The organism is Mesorhizobium calcicola, from assembly GCF_042682105.1.
Lineage (GTDB): Bacteria > Pseudomonadota > Alphaproteobacteria > Rhizobiales > Rhizobiaceae > Mesorhizobium > Mesorhizobium calcicola.
Map to the genome: position 1 here is coordinate 1 of NZ_JBHUGY010000022.1, position 22,973 is coordinate 22,973.

Sequence of the window (22,973 nt, forward strand, 5' to 3'; positions counted from 1 at the left end):
CATGCTGTTCATTACCGATGTGGTTTGGGGGGGGGGCCAGAAGGGGCCCCGGGGGCAATTGACTGTTTGGACTGCAGACGTTGCTATCCGGCACGTGGCCACACCGTTCGGTGATCTTTAGTACCACGGCCTCACGCTCTGAAGAACGCATCCGGCGAAAAAATGCCCTCTGCTGCGGGGGCGGCAGGCTTCTGTCTAAAAGAGCCTTTTGGACGCCAGTCCGTCGCCATGATACGGTGTGCATCGACAAGTGCCCTGAACTGCTCGCGCGAAAACAAACGCCGGAATGACCTCTTCGTGCGCTGATCCGAGCGCTGCCACCTCCATGGTCTTGGAGCAAAGTCGCGTCCGTCTCCAAATCACACGGCATTTGCGTTCGTTCCGGGAGATGCCGCCAACCTGTGCGGTTAGACTTCAGGCACAGTGTTCTCGGTGTGCATCGCGCTGTCTGGCAGCCGCTGGCGCATTCATGCCAGCGCGCATGAAACTGCGCCGGCAGGGGGATCGGTGGTACACGACAGTGCATCTTGATAAACGACACATCGCGCAAGCGGTCGCGATCTCTCTCGCGTTGCGACAAGTCGCGACCACCGTCTCGCCTGTGGCCGGCCTCCTTGCCAGATAAATATGCTAAGATGGCTGCTGTGCCATTCTGCAGCAGGAAGTCGTGAGAGGCGTTCCGCTATCGTGACAGCGAGGCTCCAATCATCAGGCCGAACCGTGTCGACGCTTTTGCTGCGACACGTTCACTATGTCGATCCGATGATGATTCAGTTCTGTGCGGATGCCACTGAGGAAGGCCTGTTTGTCAGAATCCGTCGGGGCTGCATGTCGAGCTGTTTGCCTCCGCCAGCCAAGTCCTACAGGGCAGCTGCCGAAACGCGCAGCTGCCTCGTGCTCGATATCCGGTGTGCCGCGGCACCGTAAGCGCGCCTCGATTCTCCAGACATCGGCGACACGCCGTTCCGCAGCCGCTACCGGCTCGAGATCAGCCATGAGGACATCGAGCGCCGCACCAACCAGATCGTCGATGCCGGCGTCATCCCGCTGTCGGTCGGCGGCGACCATTCGATCAGCCACCCGATCCTGAAGGCCGTCGGCAAGAAAGCGCCTGTCGGCCTGATCCACATCGACGCCCATTGCGACACCAGTGGCCTGTTCGACATGACCAAGTTCCACCATGGCGGGCCGTTCCGCAACGCGGTGCTCGACGGCGTGCTCGATCCGACGCGCACCATCCAGATCGGCATTCGCGGCTCGGCCGAATATCTGTGGGAGTTCACCTACGAGTCCGGCATGACCGTGGTCCACGCCGAGGAGGTGACCGGTCTCGGCATTCCCGCCATCATCGAGAAGGCGCGCAAGATAGTCGGCGACGGGCCGACCTATGTCTCCTTCGACATCGACAGCGTCGATCCGGCCTTCGCACCCGGCACCGGCACGCCGGAAGTCGGCGGGCTCACCACGCGCGAAGTTCTCGAACTGCTGCGCGGCCTGAAGGGCCTCAACATCGTTGGCGGCGACGTCGTCGAGGTGGCGCCGCAATACGACGCGACCACCAACACGGCGCACGCCGGCGCCCAGGTGTTGTTCGAGATCCTGAGCCTCATGGTGTTCAGCCCGGCAATTACACGCAAGGGAGCCTGATCCCAACAGCAAGGCGGCCGCCGCGCTGGAACCGGCGGCCGACCCAAACAAACAAAGCTTCCAGAGGGGAATAAAAATGACGATCCGTATCGCACTCAAATCATCCATCGCCGCCATGCTGATGCTTGGCACCGCCGGTCTCGGCTTCGCCACACAGGCAGCCAGCGCCGATGCGCTGGCCGACATCACCAAGGCCGGTAGCATCAATGTCGGCGTCTTCGCCGATTTTCCGCCCTTCTCCTCGGCAAGCGCCGACATGAGCCTCAAGGGCTATGACATGGATGTCGCGCGATACATTGCCGACACCCTCAAGGTGAAGCTCAATCCCGTCGCCGTCACCGGCCAGAACCGCATCCCGTATCTGAACGACCATCGCGTCGACCTCCTGATGAGCGTCGGCTATTCGAAGGAACGTGAGCAGGTGATCGATTTCGCTGCCGCCTACGCGCCCTACTACATCGCCGTGATCGGTCCGGCGGCGCTGACGGTCAAAGGCAAGGAAGACCTTGCCGACAAGTCGATCGCCGTCAACCGCGGCACGCTCGAAGACACCTCGCTCACCGAGGCAGCACCGGCGTCGGCCGACATCAAGCGTTTCGACAACTACAATTCGGTGATCCAGGCCTTCATCTCCGGCCAGACGCAGCTGATGGTCGTCGGCAACGATGTCGGCGCGCAGGTGCTGGCCAAACAGGACGTGCTGAAGCCGGAGCAGAAGTTCCAGCTTCTGACCTCGCCTTCGCATATCGGTCTCAACAAGAATGAAGACAGCCTGAAGAAGGCGGTCAACGACGCCATCGCCAAGATGCTGGCGGACGGCAAACTGGACGCAAGCTCACAAGCCTGGCTGAAGACACCGCTCAACCCCGACAACCTGAAGGATTGAGGTCCGGTGGCCTTTGCCTGGCTTCCAGGGGCTGCGGGCGACATCGCGCGCGGAGCGGTCACGACGATCCTGTTGATCGCGGTGACCACGCTGGCGGGCACGTTCCTCAGCATCCTGGGTGCGGCGGGACGGCGCAACGGCCCCGTGCTGCTCAAGCGGGCCATCGCCACCTATGTCGAGGTGATGCGCAACACGCCGTTCCTGGTGCAGCTGTTCTTCATCTTCTTCGGGCTGCCCAGCCTCGGCATCAGGCTTGACCCGGTATTGGCCGCCATCGTGGCGATGACGCTCAACATGGCGGCCTACACTATCGAGATCGTCGGCGCCGGGCTTGACGCCGTGCCCGGCGGGCAGACGGAAGCAGCCCTTGCGCTCGGCTTGAGGCCACGCCAGGTATTCATCAAGATCGTGCTGCCGCAGGCGCTCAAGGTGATCTATCCGGCGCTGACCAGCCAGATCGTCATCATGATGCTGGAGTCGGCCGTGGTGTCGCAGATCGCGGTGCGCGAGCTGACCTATGAGGCCGACATGTTGCAGGCACGCACGTTCCGCTCCTTCGAGACCTATCTTGTCGTGACGCTGGTTTATCTCGCCCTGTCGATGGCATTGCGCCGGCTGCTGGTCACGGGCGGACGCCGCGCCCTGGGGGCTGGTGTGTCATGATCGAATTCACCTTCTGGGACATCCTGCGCAACCTTTTGCTCGCCGCCCGCTGGACGGTGCTGCTGTCGCTGGCCGCCTTCGTTGGCGGCGGCGTGGTCGGCATGGTCGTATTGTTCTTCAGGATCGCCAAGAACAAATGGAGCCGGCGTTTCGCCTCAGGCTATATCGCGCTGTTCCAGGGGACGCCGCTGTTGATGCAGCTGTTCCTGATGTTCTTCGGCCTGCCGATGCTTGGGCTTCGCATCGAGCCGTGGACGGCGGCGGTGTTCGGCCTCACCTTCTTCGCCAGTGCCTATCTCGCCGAGATATGGCGCAGCGGCGTCGACGCGCTGCCGCGCGGCCAGTGGGATGCCGGCGCCAGCCTCGGCCTACACTATCTGCAGGAGCTGAGGCTGATCATCCTGCCGCAGGCGTTTTCGATCACCCGCGCGCCGACCGTCGGGTTCCTGGTGCAGCTCATCAAGTCGACGGCGCTCACCTCGATCATCGGCTTCGAGGAACTGGTGCGGACCTCCAACGCCATCAACAATGCGACCTTCGAGCCCTTCAAGGTCTACGGGCTGGTGGCGCTGATCTTTTTCGTCATGTGTTTTCCGCTGACGCAATACGCTCGCACGCTCGAACGACGCGCCGCTCACTGATCCGCAAAGAAGCGGCGGACAATGGAATTACGGGAACCAGCCGGGGATCCGGCATAAACAAAGGAGAGACCAGATGAACAGATTGATCGCAACACAAGTCAGCCGGCGCAGCGTGCTTGGCGCCGGCCTGGCGACGGCCGGCGTGCTCGCCATGCCGTCGATCCTGCGGGCGCAGGACAAGTCGCTCAAGGTCGGCGTCTATGGCGGCTACTTCAAGAAATCCTTCGACGAGCACGTCTTCCCCGACTTCACCAAGGCCACCGGCATCGCCGTGGAATCGGTCGCCGAGCCGACCGGCGAGGCGTGGCTGGTGCAGCTCGAACAGGCGGCCAAGGCCGGCCAGGCGCCGGCCGATCTTTCGATGATGTCGCAGACCTCGACGCTGAAGGGCCAGTCGACCGAACTGTGGACGCCGCTCGACACCTCCAGGTTCAAGCATTACGGCGACCTCTTGCCCCGCTTCATCAACAAATATCCGGATGGCCGCGTCGCCGGCATTGGTGCTGTGGCCTGGTGGATCACGCTGGTCTCCAACACCGATGTCTACAAGGAGGCGCCGACCTCCTGGGCGGCATTCTGGGACAAGGCGAACGAGGACAAGCTCGGCCTGCTGGCGCTCGCCTCCAACTCGTTCCTGCTCGAGGTGACGGCCAAGACCTTCATGGGCGGCACCAATGCCCTCGACACCGAGGAAGGGCTGAACAAGGCGTTCGAGAAGCTTGCCGAGGTCAAGCCGAATGTGCGCCTCTGGTATCGCGACGAGGCGCAGTTCGAACAGGCGCTGAAGTCGGGCGAAATCCCGATGGGCCAGTATTATCACGACGTCACCGGCCTCGCGATCGCCGACGGTTTCCATGTCCGCACCACCTTCCCGAAGGAAGGTGGCATCCAGGACTCCGGCAATTGGGTCCTGTCGCGTGCCTCGACCAAGGTCGACGAGGCGCATGTCTTCATCGACTACATGAGCCAGCCGTCGATGCAGGGCGTGATGTCGCGCAAGGTCGGCACCACGCCGACGCTGAAGAAAGAGGTGCTCGACCTGACGCCGGCCGAATTCGCATCGGTGTCGTCGGAGATCGACCCGATCATTCCGCGCTACGACCTCTATACGTCGAAGGCCGACTGGATCAACCAGAAGTGGACCGAACTGATCGTCGGCTGAGCCGAAAACAGCTCGCCTGACATCGAAGCGTTCCTCATGACGGGTCGCTTCGCGAACCACCTCTCCCATTCCGATGGGAGAGGCTATGCTACACGCCGAAACCGTGGGGCCTTTCCTCTCGCGACTGAGGACAGGCCGCCGCGAAACGAGGCGGCGAGGAGCACGCCATATCCTCCGGTGAACAGGATCAGCCATGTCCGGACTTGATATCAACGCCATCACCAAAACCTTCGGCAATTTCACCGCGGTCGACAATGTGCGGCTCAACGTGCCGCATGGCACCTTCGTCTGCCTGCTGGGACCGTCGGGCTGCGGCAAGACCACGCTGCTGCGTATGATCGCCGGGCTGGAGGAGCCGACCAGCGGCGCCATCGTGCTCGACGGCGAGGACATCACGCCGCTGCCGACACACAAGCGCAATCTCGGCATGGTGTTCCAGTCGCTGGCGCTGTTTCCGCATCTTTCGGTCGGCGACAACATCGCCTATGCGCTGCGCATCCGCGGCGCCTCGAAGGAAGAGCAGAAGAAGCGCGTCGACGAGTTGCTGACGCTGATCCATCTGCCCGGTTTTGCCGACCGGCCGGTGGCCAAATTGTCTGGCGGCCAGCGCCAGCGCGTGGCGATCGCCCGTGCGCTGGCGCTGTCGCCGAAGCTGTTCCTGCTCGACGAGCCGCTCTCGGCGCTCGATGCCAAATTGCGCGAGGCCATGCAGGTGGAATTGCGCCAGCTGCAGCAACGGCTGGGCATCACCACCATCGTCGTCACCCACGACCAGCGCGAGGCGATGACCATGGCCGACCTGGTCGTGGTCATGGGGCAGGGCAGGATCCTGCAGGCGGCACCGCCGATCGAGATCTACCGCAAGCCGGCCGACGCCTTCGTCGCCGATTTCATCGGCATCACCAACCTTCTGCCGGCCGAGGTCGACAGCGCCGGGCGCACCACTATCCTCGGCACCGCCATCCCAGGGCTCGCCATGCCGGCCGGCGTCAGCAAGGCCTCGGTGTCGATCCGTCCGGAGGATGTACATCTGGGCGAACCCGGCGGCCGCGCCATCACCGGGCAGGTGACCTTCGTGCGCGACCTTGGCGGCACCATCGAAACCTTTGTCGAGGTCGGCACCACCAGCATCATCGCGGTGGCGACGCCGCGCGAAAGACTCAACGTCTCGGTCGGCGCCAAGGTCGGCGTCACGCTGCCGCCCGAGAGCTGCGTGGTGCTCGGCTCATGAGACGCGAAGCGCCGAAATCACTCGCCGACTATACGCCGCTGCTGTTCCCCGGGCTGATGCTCGTGGTGTTCTTCGTCGTGCCGTTCTCGACGATGATCGCGGTGAGCTTCTTCAAGCGCAATCCGGCCGGTTTCTACACGCCGGATTTCGTCATCGACAATTATGCCCGTTTCCTGACCACCTTCTTTGCCGGCGTGCTCGGCTTTTCGCTGATGCTGGCGGTGCTGGTCGCCGTCTGCTGCGTCTTAATCGCCTTTCCGTTCACCTATCTGCTGACCAAGCGCTCGCGCCGGGTGCAGACGCTGTGGCTGGTCGGCCTGTTGTCGGTGCTGTCGCTGTCGGAAGTCATCATCGGCTTTGCCTGGTCGACGCTGTTTTCGCAGACCGCCGGCATCACCAATCTCTTCGTCGCGCTCGGGCTGATGGACAGACCGGTGGCATTGCTGCCGACCTTCGGCGCGGTGCTGGCCGGCATGGTCTATCAGGCGCTGCCCTACACGATCCTGGTGCTCTATCCGGCCCTGGTCCGTCTCGACCCGACGCTGCTCGAGGCCGCGCGCACGCTTGGCGCCTCGCCGGTCAAGGCCTTCTTCAACGTGGTGACGCCGGCGCTGCGCAACACCATCGTGGCGACCCTGATCATGGTCTTCGTCTTCGCGCTTGGCTCCTATCTGCTGCCGCAGATCCTTGGCCGGCCGCGCCACTGGACGCTGTCGGTGCTGATCACCGACCAGGCGATCTACCAGTCCAACATGCCGTTCGGGGCAGCCATGGCGGTCTTCCTGGTGCTGATTTCGCTGGCGCTGGTCGGGCTGACGCTGCTTGTCGGCCGCAAGGAGAACGCCCTATGACCGCGACCTTCCTTCGCCGGCTCTATTTCACCATCGTTGCTTTGTTCCTGGCCGCGCCGCTGATCGTCGTCGCCGGCGTCTCGGTCAATGCGCGGCAGGAACTGACCTTTCCGCCGAAAGGCTTCTCGCTCGCCTGGTATGGTCAGATCTTCGCCGATCCGGAATGGCGGCTGGCGCTGATCCATTCGGTGACGCTCGCCGTCTGCTCGGCGGCGATCGCGGTCGCCATCGCGCTGCCGCTCGCCTGGTTCCTGTGGCGGCGCATCGCGCCCTGGGCAAACATTTTTCAGGTGCTGGGGCTCGCCCCCTTCATCCTGCCGCCGGTCATCACCGCGCTCGGCTTCCTTACCTTCTGGGCGACGGTCGGGCTGTTCGGCCAGTTCTTCACCGCCATCATCAGCCACGCCATCTTCTTCGTGACGCTGCCGCTGGTGACGCTGTCGCTGGGCTTCGCCTCGATCGACCGCTCGCTGGTCGAGGCCGCCGCGACCATGGGCGCCGACGACCGCGCCGTGCTGAAGACGGTGGTGCTGCCGCTGATCCTGCCCTATCTCGTCTCCGGCTACGCCTTCGCCTTCGTGCTGTCGCTCAACGAATACATCGTCGCCTATATGACGATCGGCTTCACCACCGAGACGCTGCCGATCAAGATCTTCAACGCACTGCGCTACGGCTACACGCCGACCATGGCGTCGGTATCGGTGTTCTTCGTCGCGGTAGCGGCGCTGGTGTTCGGCTCGATCGCCAGGTTCGGCGACATCCGCAGGCTGCTCGGCGCGATGTCGTCCGAGGGCAACTGACCGGACCTGTGCAAAACGAAAAACGGCCGCCGATTCGCCAGTGCCTGTTCACTTTCCTGAGAACGGAGTTCTAATCTTAGTCGGTCCTGGATCGCGGAAGGGGATGCGACATGGTGGATTCTGATCGGATCGACAAGCTGATCGCAGCGGTGCCCTCCGCCTTGGCGCTTCGAGCCGGGCTGGACCTTGGCATCTTCACCCGGCTCGGTGGCAGCGCGGTGACTGCCGACAGCCTTGGGGCCGCGCTCAAAGTCGAGCCCGATCGTCTGTCGCGGCTCCTCTACGCGCTCGCCAGCATCGGTCTCCTCGAAGTCAAGGATGGTCAATTTCGCAACGGAGCCGAAGCGTCGGCCTTCCTCGACGCGTCCAAGCCGACCTATCGCGGCGGCGATCATGCGCTCCTGCGCGAGCTCTGGGGAGCCGACCTGCTGACCGCAGAGTCGCTGCGACAGAACCGGCCGGCTGCGCTGCACGACTTTTCCGAAGCGGGGCCCGAGGCTGCGGCGGCCTTCAGCCGCATGCTCGCACCGGGTGGGGTGATTTTCGGCCGACATCTGGCCCGGGAGATGGACCTCTCGGCGATCGGTTCGGTGATCGACATCGGCGGGGGCCCAGGGACCATTCTCGTCGGACTTCGCGAGCAGCGGCCGCAGATTGCGGCGACGCTGATGGAACTCCCAACGGTCGCGGCGGTCGCGCCGGATATCCTGTCAGAATACGGCGCCGACGACGTGGTTGTCGAAGAGGGGGACATAACAGTCGCGCCCTCGATCGGTCGGCACGATCTGGCGATCCTGAAGGCCGTCGTCCAGGTCCTGTCGCCGGACCAGGCACGCAGTTCGATCCTGAACGCGGCGCGTTGCCTCACACCGGGCGGCGAGATCGCAATTGCGGGGTGGGGCGTCGTCGATGACGACCGCCTCGGCCCGCCTGAGGGTGTCTTTCTGAATCTCACCTTCTTGAACCTCTATCGCCACGGCGAATCGTACACTGAAGGTCAGTATCGCGCGTGGATGACCGAGGCCGGGTTCCGGGATATCTCCAGGTCGCGCCTGACGGACGGCTGCACCTTGTTTCGTGCGCGCCTCACGGCCTGATCGTGGCTGGATGGCTGGCTCCCCCGAGGCACCCTTGCGCACACGGCAGTATGCCCGGCGTTGCATTGGCGCCGCCTCAGGTCGAAAATGCCCTCATGGAAGCACTCCGATTTCCCAAGCTCACGACACCAAGGCTCGTGCTTCGGGCGCCGAGCGAACGGGATATCCCAGCATGGTTTGCGCGCGCGACGGATGTCGAATCCGCCTCCCTTGCCGGCGATCCCGTCCCCGACGACACAAGCGCAGGCGAGCGATGGTTCGCCCGTTCGCGTCAGCGGTTCGCTGACGGCAAGGCGATCCAGTGGTCCATAGACCAGGCAGGAGTATCGGACGCGATCGGGACGATAACCCTGTCCTTCGGCGCAACCGACGCCAAGGCAGCGGGATTGGGATTTGTGCTGGCGCGTGCGCATTGGGGGCACGGACTGGGCAGCGAGGCGGCGCGCGAAGTCCTCCGCTACGCCTTTGAAACTCTGGCGCTTGAACAGGTGACGGCCGAGGCGGCGGCGCGCAACTTCGCGTCGCTGCGGATATTGGCGAAGCTCGGCTTCAAACATATCGAGAGCTTCATCGATGAGTCCGACGGCGAACGCTGCCAGCGTTTTGCGCTCGACGCAGACATCGGATCGCCACTGTCGGCGACCAACGCGATGCCAGAGTGCTGAGAAGCTGACCTTCAGCGCGCGGCCCTCATCTGACACCGGAGCATTCCAAAGGCGGGCCGGCCAAATCGTCGATCGTCAACGTCGGCTTCCTGAGCCGATCAGCGACGGCACCGCGCCGCTGCGGGACGCCGTGCTTGTTCGCGTCAATCACACTTGTGCGCAGCCTTAAGCGCTTCGGCGCGGGAAGGTTTGTTCAAATCCGCGATCCGTCGAACAGAAGCGTAGAACCTTGGATAATCGCCGGAACACAAGTCGAACAAGTGACGAAACGCCGGAACCTGTTCGCCATAGACAGCGGTCGCGGCGAGCTTTGCGTTGTTGATCGGAGTATTGAACCAGGCGTCGTATCCCCGGTATCCGGCCCAGCGCTTGTCGCGCACCTGCCGGTAGCGCATCCGCAGCTGGTCGATCGTGGCTGCTTTGGCAGCCGCCATCTGCTCCGGGGTACGGGGACTTTCATAGACCTGCCTCAACTCGTCCCGGGTTTTCGACACCAGTCCGAGAAAATCGGCGTTGCGCTTGCGATCGGCTTCGTAGCGGCGCAATCCGGCGCGGTCGCCGGCGGCCCGGAGCCATTTCCTGACGCCGGTGGTTTCGACGGCAACCGCGAAAGCCTCATTGAACGCGGAGTCGTCATCCACATAGATGCGCTGATGCGCCAGTTCGTGAAAGACAAGGCTTGCGAGATACGTGTCGTCCTGACGGAGCATGGTGCTTAGGAGCGGGTCACTGGACCAGCCCAGCGTGGAATAGGCGGTGACGCCTGTGACATAGACGTCCAACCCCTGTCGATGCAGATCGACAGCGCTTTCAATCGCGGATTTCCGAGCAAAGTACCCCCGGTACGGAACGCAGCCGAAAATCGGAAAGCACCAGGTTCGTGGCGCCAGGGAGAATTGCGGCGCGGCAAAAACGGCCCAGGTCACAGCGTCCCTGCCGATGTCGGCATAGCTGCGGTAGCTATTGTTTTCGGGCAGTGCCAGTTCATCTGTGGCAAACCGACGTATGGCGCTCGCCGACGTCAACCTGGCGCGCAACGCCTCGGGCGTCGAAGGATCACGGATCAGCCTTCCGACATTTTTCCGCGCGGCCATTATCTCCACATGGCCCTCCAACGACTGCGCGTAGTAGGAAATGCTTGTGCAACCGGTCATCCCGGACGCCATGATCACTGCGGCAAACAATCGAAAAACGCGCTTCACCAGCTTGCCCACCGCTTGCTCTTCTCCCCATGGAGCAAATGTCCCCATGGCCCCGGTCTCAAACAGGCGCACGAATTTTCGTCAAGGTCTGGAGGGGCAGCGGGTCGGATTTTCGACTCTGGCAGGTTTGGCGAATGCGGCAATTTCGCCTACGAATTGTCCTGCCGCAGGGCGGAGTCGGCGAGATGCGGACCGTTAAGGCTTGGTTCAGTGCCCGAACACCAATGGCGGCGCCAGGCGATCCCGGCGCAGCCAGCGCGCCAAGAGCAGCGCCGCCACCACGGCCAGACCCGACGACAGGCCGATCCAGATGCCGACGCCGTGGAAGCCGAAATGGAAGGCGAGCAGCACGCCGAGCGGCAGGCCGACGCCCCAATAGCCGATCGCGGCGTAGATCATCGGCACCTTGGTGTCGTGCAGGCCGCGCAGCATGCCGGCGGCAACCGCCTGAGCGCCGTCGAAGATCTGGAACAGCGCGGCGAAGACCAGGAACGACACGGCAAGCGCGATCACCCTGGCATTGGACGGGTTGCCGAGGTCGATGAAGGCGCTGATCAGCAGATGCGGCCACAGGATCATCACCAGCCCCATCAGCGCCATGAACGAAACGCCGATGACAAAGGCGGTCCAGCCGGCACGGGAAACGCCCTCCGGATTGCCGGCGCCGTGCGCGAGCCCGACGCGCACCGTCACCGCCTGGTTGAGGCCAAGCGGCACCATGAAGCTGATCGAGGCGATCTGGATGGCGATCGCATGCGCGGCCAGCGAATCCGCGTCGATCAGGCCCATCAGCAGCGCCGCGGCGTTGAAGATCGTCACCTCGAAGGCGAGGATGCCGGCGATCGGCAGGCCGAGCCGCAACAGGCCCTTGAAGCGCGGCCAGTCGGCGCGCCAGAAACGCCCGAACAGATGGTAGCGCCGGAACTTCTTCTCCAGCATCACCACGACAGCCATGCCGACGAACATAAGCGTGCTGGACAGCGTCGTGGCAAGCCCCGAGCCGGCGATGCCCATTGCCGGCACGCCGAGATTGCCGAACATGAACACCCAGTTGAAGAAGGCGTTGCAGGCGACGGCGACGAAGACGATGACCAGCGCCCAGCCCGGCCGCTCCAGCGCCGAGATGAACGAGCGCAGCACGATATAGCCGTAGAAAGGCAGCACCGCCCATTCGAGCCAGCGCAGATAGATGCCGGCCTGATGCGCCAGCGCGGGGTCCTGGCCCATCGCCAGCAGGATCGCCTCGCCGTGCCAAAGCACCAGCCAGATCGGGGTTGAGATCAGGATCGCCAGCCACAGGCCCTGACGCACGGTGCGGCGCAGGTCGCGCACCGAATGGCGGCGGCGACCAAGCTCGGTGGCGATCATCGGTGAGGTTGCCAGCATCAGGCCGAGCCCGAAGATCAGCGGCATGAAATAGAGGTTGGCGCCCAGCGCGCCGCTGGCCAGCGTATCCGGCCCCAGCCGGCCCATCATCATGACGTCGGTGGCCGTCATCGCGGTCTGGCCGAGATTGGTCAGCACCATCGGCCAGGCCAGCGCCAGCGTCGCCCTGATTTCCTGACGCCAAAGATTTTCCGGCGCGCGAGCGCCGGCTTCGATCGCAGACATTGTTCCGCTCTTTCCAGTTGCGGCACGTCGGGATCGAGCCGGAAGCCGCATTTCAAACGGCAAAACCTTCGGTTTCGCAGCGTTTGCGCCAGCTTTTGGACGAAACGCGACATGAAGGCAAGAGAGGAGGGGCGGGAACAGATTGAGCCAGCGGAACGCGCCCGGACCAATCGTTGCGCGCCGCCGAGGTGCATTTCACATGCGGGCGATGGGCTGCTACGGATGGGCGACGATGTGCGACGACAGATGCCGGATTTTCCAGGAGGCAGCATGCAGTTCAGGCGCAGAAGAAACACAGCTGCAATCCCGCGGACGGCGCCGTCCTTCGAGCACATCGTCACCGAGGCGAGCGACAGTTTCCTGTGGCGGCTCGACGACTACCCATGGGAACGCAACGTCTGGAACTTCCATCCGGAGTACGAGATCCACCTGCTGCGAAAATCCTCCGGCGTGGTGCTGGTCGGCGATCACATCGGCGAGTTCGGGCCAGGCTATCTCACCATCGTCGGTGGCGGACTGCCACACGACTGGGTCACCGCCACGCAGCCGGGCGAGCTGATCGAAGGCCGCGACATCGTCCTGCAATTCGATGCGCAGAGGCTGCGGGGGTCGGCGGGCCTGCTGCCGGAACTGCGCGAGCTGGAACCGTTCCTGGAGCGGTCGCTGCGCGGGATGGTCTTTCACGGCCAGACGGCACGCGAAGGCGCCGAGCTGATGGAGCGGATGGGCGAGGTTAGCGGGCTAAGCAGGTTCTGCCTTTTCCTGTACCTGGTCGATCTTCTCGCCAGGACCGACGAATACGAATTGTTGTCGTCACCGGATTTCTCGCCGGTTCTCGATGCCGCCTCGCTGGACATCATCCAGCGCACGCTGACCTATCTGTTCCAGCATTTCGCCGAAGATCTGAAGCTGCCGGAAGTGGCGGAACTCGCCGGAATGACCGAGAGCACGTTTTCGCGTTTCTTTCAGAAAAACACCGGCAACAGCTTCAGCGACCACCTAGCCAAGCTCAGGCTCTGGCAGGCTTGCAAGCTGCTGGCGGACACCGACATTGCGATCACCGACATCTGCTTCCAGGTCGGCTACATGAACATCTCGAACTTCAACCGCGCCTTCATGCGCAAGCATCGGATGACGCCGTCATCCTATCGCCGGCTGTCGCGGCAGCGGCTGACGATGCGCGCATAAGCGGCTCCTAAAAATCCCACTCCGGCCTCGATCGATACTCGTGTGAAGGGCTCGGCAAGCGGACGCCAGTTTTTGCGCTGCACAATGCATAAAAGTACAGGTCCGCTGCAAAGGGGCTTCTAGCATGGTCCGCCGCAACTCCGCATTTTGGCGATGGGTGGCATGTCGTTCGGGCGATGGTGAGGATCGCGTGACCCGAGGACTTGCGCTTCCTGCGAAGTGTCCCTGGAGGAGAAAAGATCATGAAACCAGTTCGGCTCGCTGCCAGCCTTGGCGCAGCTTTTATGCTTTCCACTGCCGTTTCCACCATTGCCCTGGCGCAGGCGCCGGTCTGCTCGGCGCCGGTCAAGGTGCTGGCGCAGCCACGCGACGGCCTGACGCTTCTGGAGGACTCCAAGGACGAGTTCCAGAAGCTTGCCGGCGCCAGCTTCCAGATCGACTATTTGAACGAGAACGACCGCCGGGCGAAATCGCGCGCCGATGCGTCCACCGTCGGCAACTACAACGTCTACTATGTCGACGAGGCCAACGTCGCCCTGTTTGCGTCGTCGAAATGGATCGTGCCGCTTACCGATTACTATCCGGCGGACTACGACTACGCCGATTTCGACCCGGGCCGGCAGAAGGTCGCGACCTATGACGGCAAGGTCTGGTTTGCGCCGCTGACCGGCGGCGGCGACCTGATGGTCTACCGCAAGGATGTCCTGGAGGCGGCCGGAATCCAGCCACCGAAGACGCTGGACGAGCTGATCGCCGACGTGCCGAAGCTGACCAATCCGGACAAGGGCATGTATGGCATCGCCTTGCGCGGCGCACGCGGTTCGGGCGCCAATGTCTGGCGCTGGATGCCCTTCTTCAAGGCCTATGGCGGCCAGTGGTTCGACGGCGACAAGCCGGTCTTCAATTCGGACGCCGCGGTCAAGGCGACCGAGACCTATCTGAAGCTGTTCAAGGATTCGGCGCCCGGCACGCAGACCGGCAGCTGGGATGAATCGACCGGTGCGTTCCTGTCGGGCCAGGTGGCGATCCTCGTCGAATCGACGCCGTTGTCGGGCATGTCGGTCGATCCCAAGACCTCGCAGGTGGTCGGCAAGATCGGCTTCCTGCCGCCGCCGGCGCCGCTCACCGGTGGTGGCTACGGCCATGGCCTTGCCATTGCGGCGAAGGCCAATGCCGACGACGCTTCGAAGAAATGCGCCGGCCTGTTCATCGCCTGGGCGACGTCGAAGGAGAACGAGAAGCGCCGGCTCGACGCGCACCAGTTCGGTGAGCTGAACCGCACCAGCATCCTGTCCAGCAAGGAATTCGCCGATATCTACGGCGCCGATCTTGGCCAGGCTCTGGCCGAGACCGGCAAGGTCACGGCGGTCAACTTCTGGCAGGATCCGCGCTGGCCGGACCTCGGCGACCGCTGGGGCATCATCCTCGAGGAACTGGTCACCGGCACCCGCACCGACATCAAGGGCGGCCTCAACGAACTTGAAGCCTACGCCAACGAATTGGCGAAGAAGTAGCAGCCTCCCTCTTGCGGCGCACGGCCCACGGCATTCGGTCGAATGCCGGGACCCGTGCGTCGCGGGAAGGCCTAGTCTAGCGCCGCCTGAAGCATCTCCACGCGAGGATCCAGCCATGTTCGAATACAGCGAGGCCTGACCAATGCCTCGACGCTCATCCTTGCCGGTCGCCTTCGTCGTGCCGACGCTCGTCATCCTTTTGATCCTGTCGATGGTGCCGACGCTCTACGCGATCGTCATCGCCCTGCAGAACCGCGAGCTGAGTTCCGCGACCTATTCCTATGTCTGGCTCTCGAATTTCTACGACCTGTTCTTCGACCGCCGCTTTCTCAACGCCGTCTGGGTGTCGGTGAAGTGGGAGATCGTCACCGTTGCGGCGACGATGGCCGTGGCCATCGGACTGGGGGTGCTGATGTTCGAGGTCGCGTCGCCGCGCCTGCGCAACATCTACTGCCTGCTGTTCATCATCCCGGTTTTGCTGCCGCGCGTCTCGGCGGCCTTCGTCTGGAAGTTCGCCTACCACCCGCTCTACGGCATCGCCACCTATCCCTACCGGCTGCTGACCGGCGGGCTGATCTTCGACCCGCTGTCCAAGCCGTCGACGGCGCTGTTCGCCGTCGCCTCGGTCGATGTCTGGCAATGGGGCCTGTTCTTCGCCGTCATCGTGCTGAAGCTCCTGGAAACGCTGCCGCCGCAGCCGATCGAGGCGGCGCGGCTCGACCACGCCAGGCGCTGGCAGATCCACGCCTATGTCACCTTGCCGATGCTGAAGGCGCCGCTGGTCAGCCTGATGTTCGTCAAGATGATCGAGTCGCTGCGTTCCTTCGACCTGATCTATGTGATGACCCGCGGCGGGCCTGGCGTGGCGACCGAGACGCTCGACATGTATGCGTTTTCGCAAGGCTTCATCGAGTCGGGCAAGGTGTCCTACGCCTCGGCGATGGCCGTGCTGATGATGATTGCCACCGTCATCACCTTCACCATGCTGTGGAAGCGGGTGCAGGCATGAGGCTGGGCCGCCTGATCGGCAAGACCGTCCTGGCATTGGCCGGCTTCATGGCCGTGTTTCCGCTGCTGTGGACGGCGCTCAATTCGCTGAAGAACAATGTCGACATCATCACCCGCGTGCCGCGTCTGGTGTTCACGCCGACACTTGCCAACATCAGCTATATCATCGGCCGCGACAGCGTCATGACCGGCCTCTACAACTCGGTCATCGCCTGCGGCGTCGCGGTGCTGATCGGCGTGGTGCTCGGCCTGCCGGCCGCCTATGCGGTGGCGCGCTATCCCAATCGCTGGGCCGGCGACATCCAGTTCTTCGTGCTGTCGCTGCGCTTCCTGCCGCCGGTGGCGGTGGCCATCCCGCTGATGGTGATCTGGCTGCAGCTCGGGCTCTACGATACGCTGGCGGCGCTGATCGTCACCTATTCGCTGCTCACCATCTCGGTGATCATGTGGCTGGCCATTCCCGCCTTCCAGAGCGTGCCGAAGGAGGTCGAGGAGGCCGCCTTCGTCGACGGCTACGGCGCCTATTCGGTGTTCTGGCGGATCGCCCTGCCGGTCGCGGCGCGGTCGCTGATCGGTGCGGTCGCCTTCAGCTTCGTGTTGGTCTGGAACGAGTTCCTGATCGCGCTGATGCTGTCCAGCTCGAACGCCAAGACCTTGCCGATCGTCGCATCCGAGTTGTCCCAGCAAGGCATGAACGTGCCGTGGGGGATCCTCAACGCCTCGGTCGTGCTGTTGTCGCTGCCGCCGCTGCTGTTCCTCGGCGTGCTCAGCGGCTTCCTGAATTCCGTTTTCCGGCAAAAAAAGACTTGAAGCGAGGACGACACGATGCGGGCATTGGTGCTTGAGAAAAAGGGCGAACTGGCGCTGCGCGAAATCGCGCTGCCGCTCGACGTCAGGCCGGACGACGTCAGGATCGCCATCCACACGGTCGGTGTCTGCGGCAGCGACGTGCACTATTACACCCATGGCGCCATCGGCAGTTACGTCGTGCGCGCGCCGATGGTGCTTGGCCATGAAGCGTCCGGAACGATCGTCGAAATCGGCGCCAATGTCAGGACGCTGAAGGTCGGCGACCGCGTCTGCATGGAGCCGGGCGTGCCGAACCTGTCCTCACGCGCGACAAAACTCGGCATCTACAATGTCGACCCGGATGTCAGCTTCTGGGCAACGCCGCCGGTTCACGGCATTCTTGCGCCGCAAGCCGTCCATCCCGCCGCGTTCACTTACAGGCTGCCGGACAACGTCTCCTTCGCCGAAGGGGCGATGGTCGAACCCTTTGCCATCGGCATGCAGGCCGCCGCCCGCGCCCGCATCGTTCCCGGCGACGTGGCGGTTGTCGTCGGCTGCGGCCCGATCGGCATCATGATTGCGCTGGCTGCCCTGGCCGGCGGCTGCTCGAAGGTGCTGATTTCCGACTTCTCCGCCCCCAAGCTCGAAATTGCGGCGCGCTATCCGGGCATCGTGCCGGTCAATATCGGCGAGCAGTCACTGGTCGATGCGGTTGCGGCGGTCACCGGCAATTGGGGGGCGGACATTGTCTTCGAGGCCAGCGGCAGCCCGAAGGCGTTCACCAACCTGTTCGATGTCGTGCGCCCCGGCGGCGCGGTGGTCCTTGTCGGGCTGCCGGTGGAGCCGGTGGCACTCAACGTGCCGGCGGCCATATCGAAGGAAGTGCGGATCGAGACGGTGTTCCGCTACGCCAATATCTTCGACCGTGCCCTGCAATTGATCGGATCCGGCAAGGTTGACCTCAATCCGCTGATCACCGGCACCTATCCTTTCAGCGACAGCATCGAGGCTTTCGAGCGCGCGGCGGCGGCGCACCCGGAAGACGTCAAGCTGCAGATCCTGATCTCCGACGAGAAGGGCTGACCATGTCCGCGATTACCTGCTCCCATGTCGAGAAATCCTATGGCGCCACGACCGTTATCCGCGACCTCAATCTGAGCATCGAGGAGCACGAATTCGTCGTCTTCCTGGGGCCTTCCGGCTGCGGCAAGTCGACCTTGCTGCGCATGCTGGCGGGGCTGGAGGATATCAGCGGCGGCGAGGTCTCGATCGGCGGCAAGGTGGTCAATGACCTCGACCCGGGTGATCGCGGCATTGCCATGGTGTTCCAGAACTATGCGCTCTACCCGCATATGACGATCTTCGACAACATCGCCTTCGGCCTGAAGCGGCAGAAGGTGCCAATGGCTGAAATACAACAGCGCGTCGAAGCGGTTTCGAAGACGCTGGGCCTGGACCCTTATCTCGGCCGCAAGCCGTCCGCACTGTCCGGCGGCCAGCAGCAGCGCGTGGCGATTGCCCGCGCCATGATCAAGACGCCGAAGGTCTTCCTGTTCGACGAGCCGCTGTCCAATCTGGATGCCAAGCTGCGCAACCACATGCGCATCGAGATCGCCCGGCTGCACCAGTCGTTGAAGACGACCACCGTCTACGTCACCCACGACCAGCTGGAGGCGATGACGCTCGCTGACCGCATCGTGCTGCTGCGCGACGGCAGGATCGAGCAGATCGGCTCGCCGGCGGAAATCTACGAGCGGCCAGGCAATCTGTTCGTCGCCGGGTTCATTGGAACGCCGAACATGAATTTCATCGACGTCGCCGTCGAGCGAAGTCAGGACCGCTGGATGCTCAGGAGTGCCGGCGCGGTTTTTTCTATCGACGGTTCACGCTTCGCGCTCCAGGGCGTCGACAGCGCGGTGCTTGGCGTCCGGCCTCCGGACCTGAAGACCGCTGGCCCTGACGCCGGCAACCTTCTGAAAGGCACGGCCGACCTCATCGAGTTTCATGGCAACGATGCGCTGGTGATCTTCGGTTCCGGCGGCAAGGAAATCAGCGCGCTGGTGCCGACCCGCGAATGCCCGGCCGTCAACAGCCATGTCTGCTACACCGTCGATGAGCCGAGCCTTCATCTGTTCGATGCCAAATCCGGCGTGTCTCTGCTGAGACGATAGCTCTACCGGATCGCGTCCAGCATCTGCCGCTGCCGGTGCATCTCCAGGAAAATCCTGTAATCGCGGTCGAAACGCCCGGCCGATTTCGGGTTCGAGGCGCGCTTTCTGCCGCCCTGCTGCATGGCAACGCAGGCGGCGTTGAGGTCGGGGAAAAGCCCGGCGGCGGTCGCCGCGACCATGCCGGTGCCGAGCAGCACCGCCTCGTCGGCCAGCGGCTCGATCACCGTGCAGCCGGTGGCGTCGGCATAGAGTTCCATCAGCAGCGGGTTCTTGGTGTGGCCGCCGGTGACATGCAGCGTGTCGATGAGGTAGCCATTCTCGTTCAGCGCCTCCAGCACGTGGCGCACGCCGAGCGCGATGCCGACGGCGGTGCGCCAGTAGAGCTTGCACAGGCTGTCGAAGGAGGAGTCCAGCGTCAGCCCGCTGACCACGCCGACGGCGTGCGGATCGGCGAGCGGCGAACGGTTGCCGTGGAAATCCGGCAGCACATGCAGCCTCGCGGCCAGATTTTCTCCCTCGGCGGCGCGCAGTTCGGCGACACGCCGCGCGATCTTGGCATGCATGGCGGCGTCCGGCTCGCCGCCGGCGCCGTGCCAGCGGATGATATGGTCAAGCAGCGCGCCGGTGGCCGATTGCCCGCCTTCCGACAGCCACAGCCTCGGCAGCGCCGCGCCGTAATAGGGGCCCCAGACGCCGGCGAAAGGTTGTGGATCGGGCGACATTGCCATGACGCAGCTCGACGTGCCGGCGATCAGCGCCAGGTGCCGGCCGATGTCCTGTTCGTCGCCGGCAAAGCCGCCGAGCACGCCAAGCGCGCCCGCATAGGCATCGATGACGCCGGCGCCGACCCGGCATTTTTCGCTCAAGCCAAGGTCGGACGCCGCCTGGGCAGTCAGCGGGCCAATGTCGGCGCCGACCGGACTGGCCCTTTCGGGCAGGTTGCCGTGCTCGAAGAGATCGGCGAGGCCGACGAGTTCGAAGAAATCGCGGCGCCAACCGGTCTCTTCATGGGCCAGATAGGTCCATTTGGCGGTCAGCGTGCATTGCGAACGGGCCAGCGAGCCGGTCGCCTGCCAGGTCAGGAAGTCGGTGAGGTCAAATAAGTAGCCGGCTTCATTCCAGCTTTTCGGCAGGTTGCGCTTCAGCCACATCAGCTTCGGCGTCGCCATTTCCGGCGACATGACGCCGCCGATATAGTCGAGCACCGCATGGCCGCTTGCCGTGCATTCGTCGGCCTCGGCGATGGCGCGGTGGTCGAGCCAGACGATGGTGTCCCAGCGCCCGTCGCCGCTGACCGAGACGCTGAGCTGGCCACCTTGCCTGTCGCGCACCACCAGCGAACAGGTGGCGTCGAAGGAGATGCCGACCACATCCTCGGCCGCGACGCCGGCTTTTTCCCGCGCTGCGCGCACGGCAGCGCAGACAGCCGACCAGATATCGAGCGAATCATGCTCGGCGTGATCGGGCTTCGGCTGGTTCATGGCGATCGGCCGCTCGGCGCGGCCGCGCAAGGTGCCGCTGGAATCGAGAATGCCCGCGCGAGCGCTCCCGGTGCCGACATCGACCGCGCAAACGAACTGTTTCGTCAAGATGCTCTTACTCTCGCTCCCAGGCCTGCAATCAGATCGGGCAATTGCAGCATGTCAGCGAATATAAAGTCCGGTTCACTCGACGCAAGCCGCGCTGTCAATGTCGGATTGCCGGCATGCGAGCCGCCGGTGAAGGCAAAGACCCGCATGCCCGCTGCCCGCGCAGCGGCGATGCCGGCCGGGCTGTCCTCGACGACGAGGCATTTGCGCGGATGCGCGCGCATGCTGGCGGCGGCATGCAGGAACAAATCCGGCGCGGGCTTTCCCCTGGTCACCATGCCGGCGCTGAACAGATGCGGCTCCATCAGCCCAAGCAATCCGGTGACGTCGAGCGCGTAGCGGATGCGGTCGAGCGTGCCCGAGGACGCGACACAGAACGGCAGCCCAAGCCTCGGCAGCATCTCCTTGACGCCAGGGATTGGCTTCAGCTCTTCGCGAAACCTGCGCATCAGCTCGACGCGCATGTCGGTCAGATGGCCGTCGGTGATATCAAGTCCGAAGTCGCGGCCGAGGATCTCGCGCACGCTTTTCATGCTTTTGCCGAGGAAGTGCTCGTAGGCGGTGTCCTCACTGACGCTGCCGCCGGCGAGTTTGATCATGCCGAGCAGCGCCGCGACGGAGAGCGCCTCGCTGTCGACCAGCACGCCATCGCAGTCGAAGATGACCAGTTCAGGCGTCATGGCGTCGAATGGTCTCAGAGCTCGCCGGCGAGGTAGCGCGTCAAAGTCGCGCGCGTGCCATTCGCCCACAGCACGTTGAGCGCATGGGCGAAGGCCCCGACAAACGCCGTGGCGCGGCCGACATCGCCATAGATGTCCTCCATGGCGAGCCAGGCGGCGGGCGCGTCCTTTGCCGCCTTTGCCGTCGCCTGCAGCCGGTCCCAGCTCGGGTCGTTGGGCTCGGTGACGGCGCCGCTGTCCGTGGTGCCGAAGCAGTAGCGGCACCACAGGGCGGATTCCAGCGCCAGGCCGACGACGCCTTTTCCGGCCTTCAGCCGGTCGGCGATGGTCGGGATGATGAATTTGGGCTGGCGGTTGGAGCCGTCGAGGCAGAGCCGCCGCACGGTGTCGCCGATCTTGGGATTGGAGAAGCGGCTCTCGATGAGCTGGTAGTAATCCTCCAGCACCGTGTCCGGCACCGGCGGCACGGTCGGAATGATCTCGTCGTGCTCGAGCTTGTCGAGAAAGCCGCGCACCAGCGGCTCGTGCATCGCCTCATGGACGAAATGGATGTCCATCAGACCGGCCGGATAGGCGATCGTGGCATGGCCGCCATTGAGGATACGGATCTTCATCAGCTCGTAGGGCGCGACATCCCTGACGAACTGCACGCCGACCTTCTCCAGCGGCGGACGGCCGTCGGTGAAATGGTCCTCCAGCACCCATTGCCGGAACGGCTCGCAAAACACCGGCCAGTTGTCCTCCAGCCCGAACTCGCTGGCCAGAATGCCGCGTTCGCGGTCCGTGGTGGCCGGCGTGATGCGATCGACCATGCCATTTGGAAAGGCGACATGCTCGCTGACCCAGTTCGCCAGATCCTCGTCGATCAGCCGGGCAAGGCCGATGACGCCGTCGGAAGTGACATGGCCATTGTGAGGAATGTTGTCGCAGGACATGACGGTAAACGGCACGGTGCCCTCGTCACGGCGGCGAACCAAGCCAGCGAGAATGATGCCGAACACCGTTTTCGGCGTGGCGCCCGGCTGCGCGTCGGCGACGATGTCGGGATGGGTCGGGTTGAACACGCCGGAAGCCGGGTCGATGAAGTAGCCGCCTTCGGTGATGGTCAGCGAGACGATCTTGATCGCCGGGTCGGCGAGGCGTTCGATGATGCCGGCCGCATCGCCCGGCATCAGGAAGTCGATCATGGCGCCGGTGACGCGCGCACTCATATGGCCGCTATCCTGCTCGACCACCGTGGTCAGCCAGTCCTGCTCTTCCAGTTTGGCGCGGCCGATCTTCTCGCCCTCGAACACGCCGGCGCCGACCAGAGCCCAGTCATGGCCGATGCCGGAATTGAACAGGTCGTCGAGATAGACGGCCTGATGCGAGCGGTGGAAATTGCCGACGCCGAAATGCACGATGCCGGGTTTCAGTGCCGCGCGATCATATTTTGGACCGGCGACCTTGGCGGGCAGCTTGGCGAGGTTCGAAGACGAGAGTTTCACGGTCATCTGTTTACCCTTTGGCCGGGCTTCGGCCTTCGTTACTCCCCTCTCTCCCGGTCTTTCACGGTGAGAGAGTTAGGGTGGCACCACA

The 22,973-nt window shown here is 63.8% G+C and carries 20 protein-coding genes and 1 pseudogene; 16 read left to right on the forward strand and 5 right to left on the reverse strand.

The window, feature by feature from the left end; translation table 11 throughout:
* Nucleotides 1-945: 945 nt before the first annotated feature.
* The 10 genes and pseudogenes from ACFSQT_RS14390 to ACFSQT_RS14435 all read left to right on the forward strand — a co-directional run.
* A pseudogene (locus ACFSQT_RS14390) lies at nt 946-1,647 on the forward strand (arginase family protein); the annotation flags it as partial.
* Between the two features lie 76 nt (nt 1,648-1,723).
* Nucleotides 1,724-2,533 (forward strand): transporter substrate-binding domain-containing protein, encoded by an 810-nt coding sequence (locus ACFSQT_RS14395; RefSeq protein WP_379019628.1) that lies wholly within the window; start codon nt 1,724-1,726, stop codon nt 2,531-2,533.
* A gap of 6 nt (nt 2,534-2,539) precedes the next feature.
* Nucleotides 2,540-3,196 carry an amino acid ABC transporter permease gene (locus ACFSQT_RS14400; RefSeq protein ID WP_379019630.1) on the forward strand — a complete coding sequence of 219 codons (657 nt, stop codon included), beginning with the start codon at nt 2,540-2,542 and terminating at the stop codon, nt 3,194-3,196.
* Entirely contained in the window at nt 3,193-3,837 is a 645-nt protein-coding gene (locus ACFSQT_RS14405; protein ID WP_379019632.1) for an amino acid ABC transporter permease, read from the forward strand. The genes ACFSQT_RS14400 and ACFSQT_RS14405 overlap by 4 nt, the downstream gene beginning before the upstream one ends.
* A gap of 73 nt (nt 3,838-3,910) precedes the next feature.
* A complete protein-coding gene (locus tag ACFSQT_RS14410; RefSeq protein WP_379019634.1) occupies nt 3,911-4,999 on the forward strand; it encodes an ABC transporter substrate-binding protein in 1,089 nt (362 codons plus the stop codon).
* A gap of 193 nt (nt 5,000-5,192) precedes the next feature.
* Nucleotides 5,193-6,230, forward strand: a complete 1,038-nt coding sequence (locus ACFSQT_RS14415) for an ABC transporter ATP-binding protein (protein ID WP_379019636.1) — start codon at nt 5,193-5,195, stop codon at nt 6,228-6,230.
* Nucleotides 6,227-7,081: an ABC transporter permease gene (locus tag ACFSQT_RS14420; protein WP_379019638.1), complete on the forward strand. Its 855-nt coding sequence runs from the start codon at nt 6,227-6,229 to the stop codon at nt 7,079-7,081. The genes ACFSQT_RS14415 and ACFSQT_RS14420 overlap by 4 nt, the downstream gene beginning before the upstream one ends.
* Nucleotides 7,078-7,881 (forward strand): ABC transporter permease, encoded by an 804-nt coding sequence (locus ACFSQT_RS14425; RefSeq protein WP_379019640.1) that lies wholly within the window; start codon nt 7,078-7,080, stop codon nt 7,879-7,881. The genes ACFSQT_RS14420 and ACFSQT_RS14425 overlap by 4 nt, the downstream gene beginning before the upstream one ends.
* Nucleotides 7,882-7,991: 110 nt before the next feature.
* Entirely contained in the window at nt 7,992-8,978 is a 987-nt protein-coding gene (locus ACFSQT_RS14430; protein WP_379019642.1) for a methyltransferase, read from the forward strand.
* Between the two features lie 50 nt (nt 8,979-9,028).
* The gene (locus tag ACFSQT_RS14435) at nt 9,029-9,643 is read left to right on the forward strand and encodes a GNAT family N-acetyltransferase (protein WP_379019644.1); all 615 of its coding nucleotides are present in this window, start codon (nt 9,029-9,031) and stop codon (nt 9,641-9,643) included.
* A 143-nt stretch (nt 9,644-9,786) separates the two neighbouring features.
* On the opposite strand, the gene ACFSQT_RS14440 is transcribed toward ACFSQT_RS14435, so the two are convergent.
* Both ACFSQT_RS14440 and ACFSQT_RS14445 read right to left on the reverse strand, forming a co-directional pair.
* Nucleotides 9,787-10,809 carry an aminopeptidase gene (locus ACFSQT_RS14440; RefSeq protein WP_379019854.1) on the reverse strand — a complete coding sequence of 341 codons (1,023 nt, stop codon included), beginning with the start codon at nt 10,807-10,809 and terminating at the stop codon, nt 9,787-9,789.
* A gap of 243 nt (nt 10,810-11,052) precedes the next feature.
* Entirely contained in the window at nt 11,053-12,456 is a 1,404-nt protein-coding gene (locus ACFSQT_RS14445; RefSeq protein WP_379019646.1) for an MATE family efflux transporter, read from the reverse strand.
* A gap of 270 nt (nt 12,457-12,726) precedes the next feature.
* Between ACFSQT_RS14445 and ACFSQT_RS14450 the strand changes: the two genes are divergently transcribed.
* The 6 genes from ACFSQT_RS14450 to ACFSQT_RS14475 all read left to right on the forward strand — a co-directional run bounded on the left by ACFSQT_RS14450 (nt 12,727) and on the right by ACFSQT_RS14475 (nt 19,126).
* Nucleotides 12,727-13,644, forward strand: coding sequence for an AraC family transcriptional regulator (locus tag ACFSQT_RS14450; RefSeq protein WP_379019648.1), 918 nt, complete (start codon nt 12,727-12,729; stop codon nt 13,642-13,644).
* Nucleotides 13,645-13,886: 242 nt separating this feature from the next.
* On the forward strand, nt 13,887-15,158 hold the full coding sequence (locus ACFSQT_RS14455; RefSeq protein ID WP_379019650.1) for an ABC transporter substrate-binding protein: 1,272 nt from the start codon (nt 13,887-13,889) through the stop codon (nt 15,156-15,158).
* A 142-nt stretch (nt 15,159-15,300) separates the two neighbouring features.
* Nucleotides 15,301-16,167, forward strand: a complete 867-nt coding sequence (locus ACFSQT_RS14460) for a carbohydrate ABC transporter permease (RefSeq protein ID WP_379019652.1) — start codon at nt 15,301-15,303, stop codon at nt 16,165-16,167.
* On the forward strand, nt 16,164-16,976 hold the full coding sequence (locus ACFSQT_RS14465; protein WP_379019654.1) for a carbohydrate ABC transporter permease: 813 nt from the start codon (nt 16,164-16,166) through the stop codon (nt 16,974-16,976). Before ACFSQT_RS14460 ends, ACFSQT_RS14465 begins: the two co-directional genes overlap by 4 nt.
* A gap of 15 nt (nt 16,977-16,991) precedes the next feature.
* The gene (locus tag ACFSQT_RS14470) at nt 16,992-18,038 is read left to right on the forward strand and encodes an NAD(P)-dependent alcohol dehydrogenase (RefSeq protein ID WP_379019656.1); all 1,047 of its coding nucleotides are present in this window, start codon (nt 16,992-16,994) and stop codon (nt 18,036-18,038) included.
* A 2-nt stretch (nt 18,039-18,040) separates the two neighbouring features.
* A complete protein-coding gene (locus tag ACFSQT_RS14475) occupies nt 18,041-19,126 on the forward strand; it encodes an ABC transporter ATP-binding protein (protein WP_379019658.1) in 1,086 nt (361 codons plus the stop codon).
* Nucleotides 19,127-19,128: 2 nt separating this feature from the next.
* Here the strand turns inward: ACFSQT_RS14475 and ACFSQT_RS14480 are convergent, their stop codons facing one another.
* The 3 genes from ACFSQT_RS14480 to ACFSQT_RS14490 are packed head-to-tail and all read right to left on the reverse strand — an operon-like array spanning nt 19,129 to nt 22,888.
* Nucleotides 19,129-20,715: an FGGY-family carbohydrate kinase gene (locus ACFSQT_RS14480; protein WP_379019660.1), complete on the reverse strand. Its 1,587-nt coding sequence runs from the start codon at nt 20,713-20,715 to the stop codon at nt 19,129-19,131.
* On the reverse strand, nt 20,712-21,395 hold the full coding sequence (locus ACFSQT_RS14485) for an HAD family hydrolase (RefSeq protein ID WP_379019662.1): 684 nt from the start codon (nt 21,393-21,395) through the stop codon (nt 20,712-20,714). The genes ACFSQT_RS14480 and ACFSQT_RS14485 overlap by 4 nt, the downstream gene beginning before the upstream one ends.
* A gap of 14 nt (nt 21,396-21,409) precedes the next feature.
* Nucleotides 21,410-22,888: a mannitol dehydrogenase family protein gene (locus tag ACFSQT_RS14490; RefSeq protein ID WP_379019664.1), complete on the reverse strand. Its 1,479-nt coding sequence runs from the start codon at nt 22,886-22,888 to the stop codon at nt 21,410-21,412.
* Between the last annotated feature and the right edge of the window lie 85 nt (nt 22,889-22,973).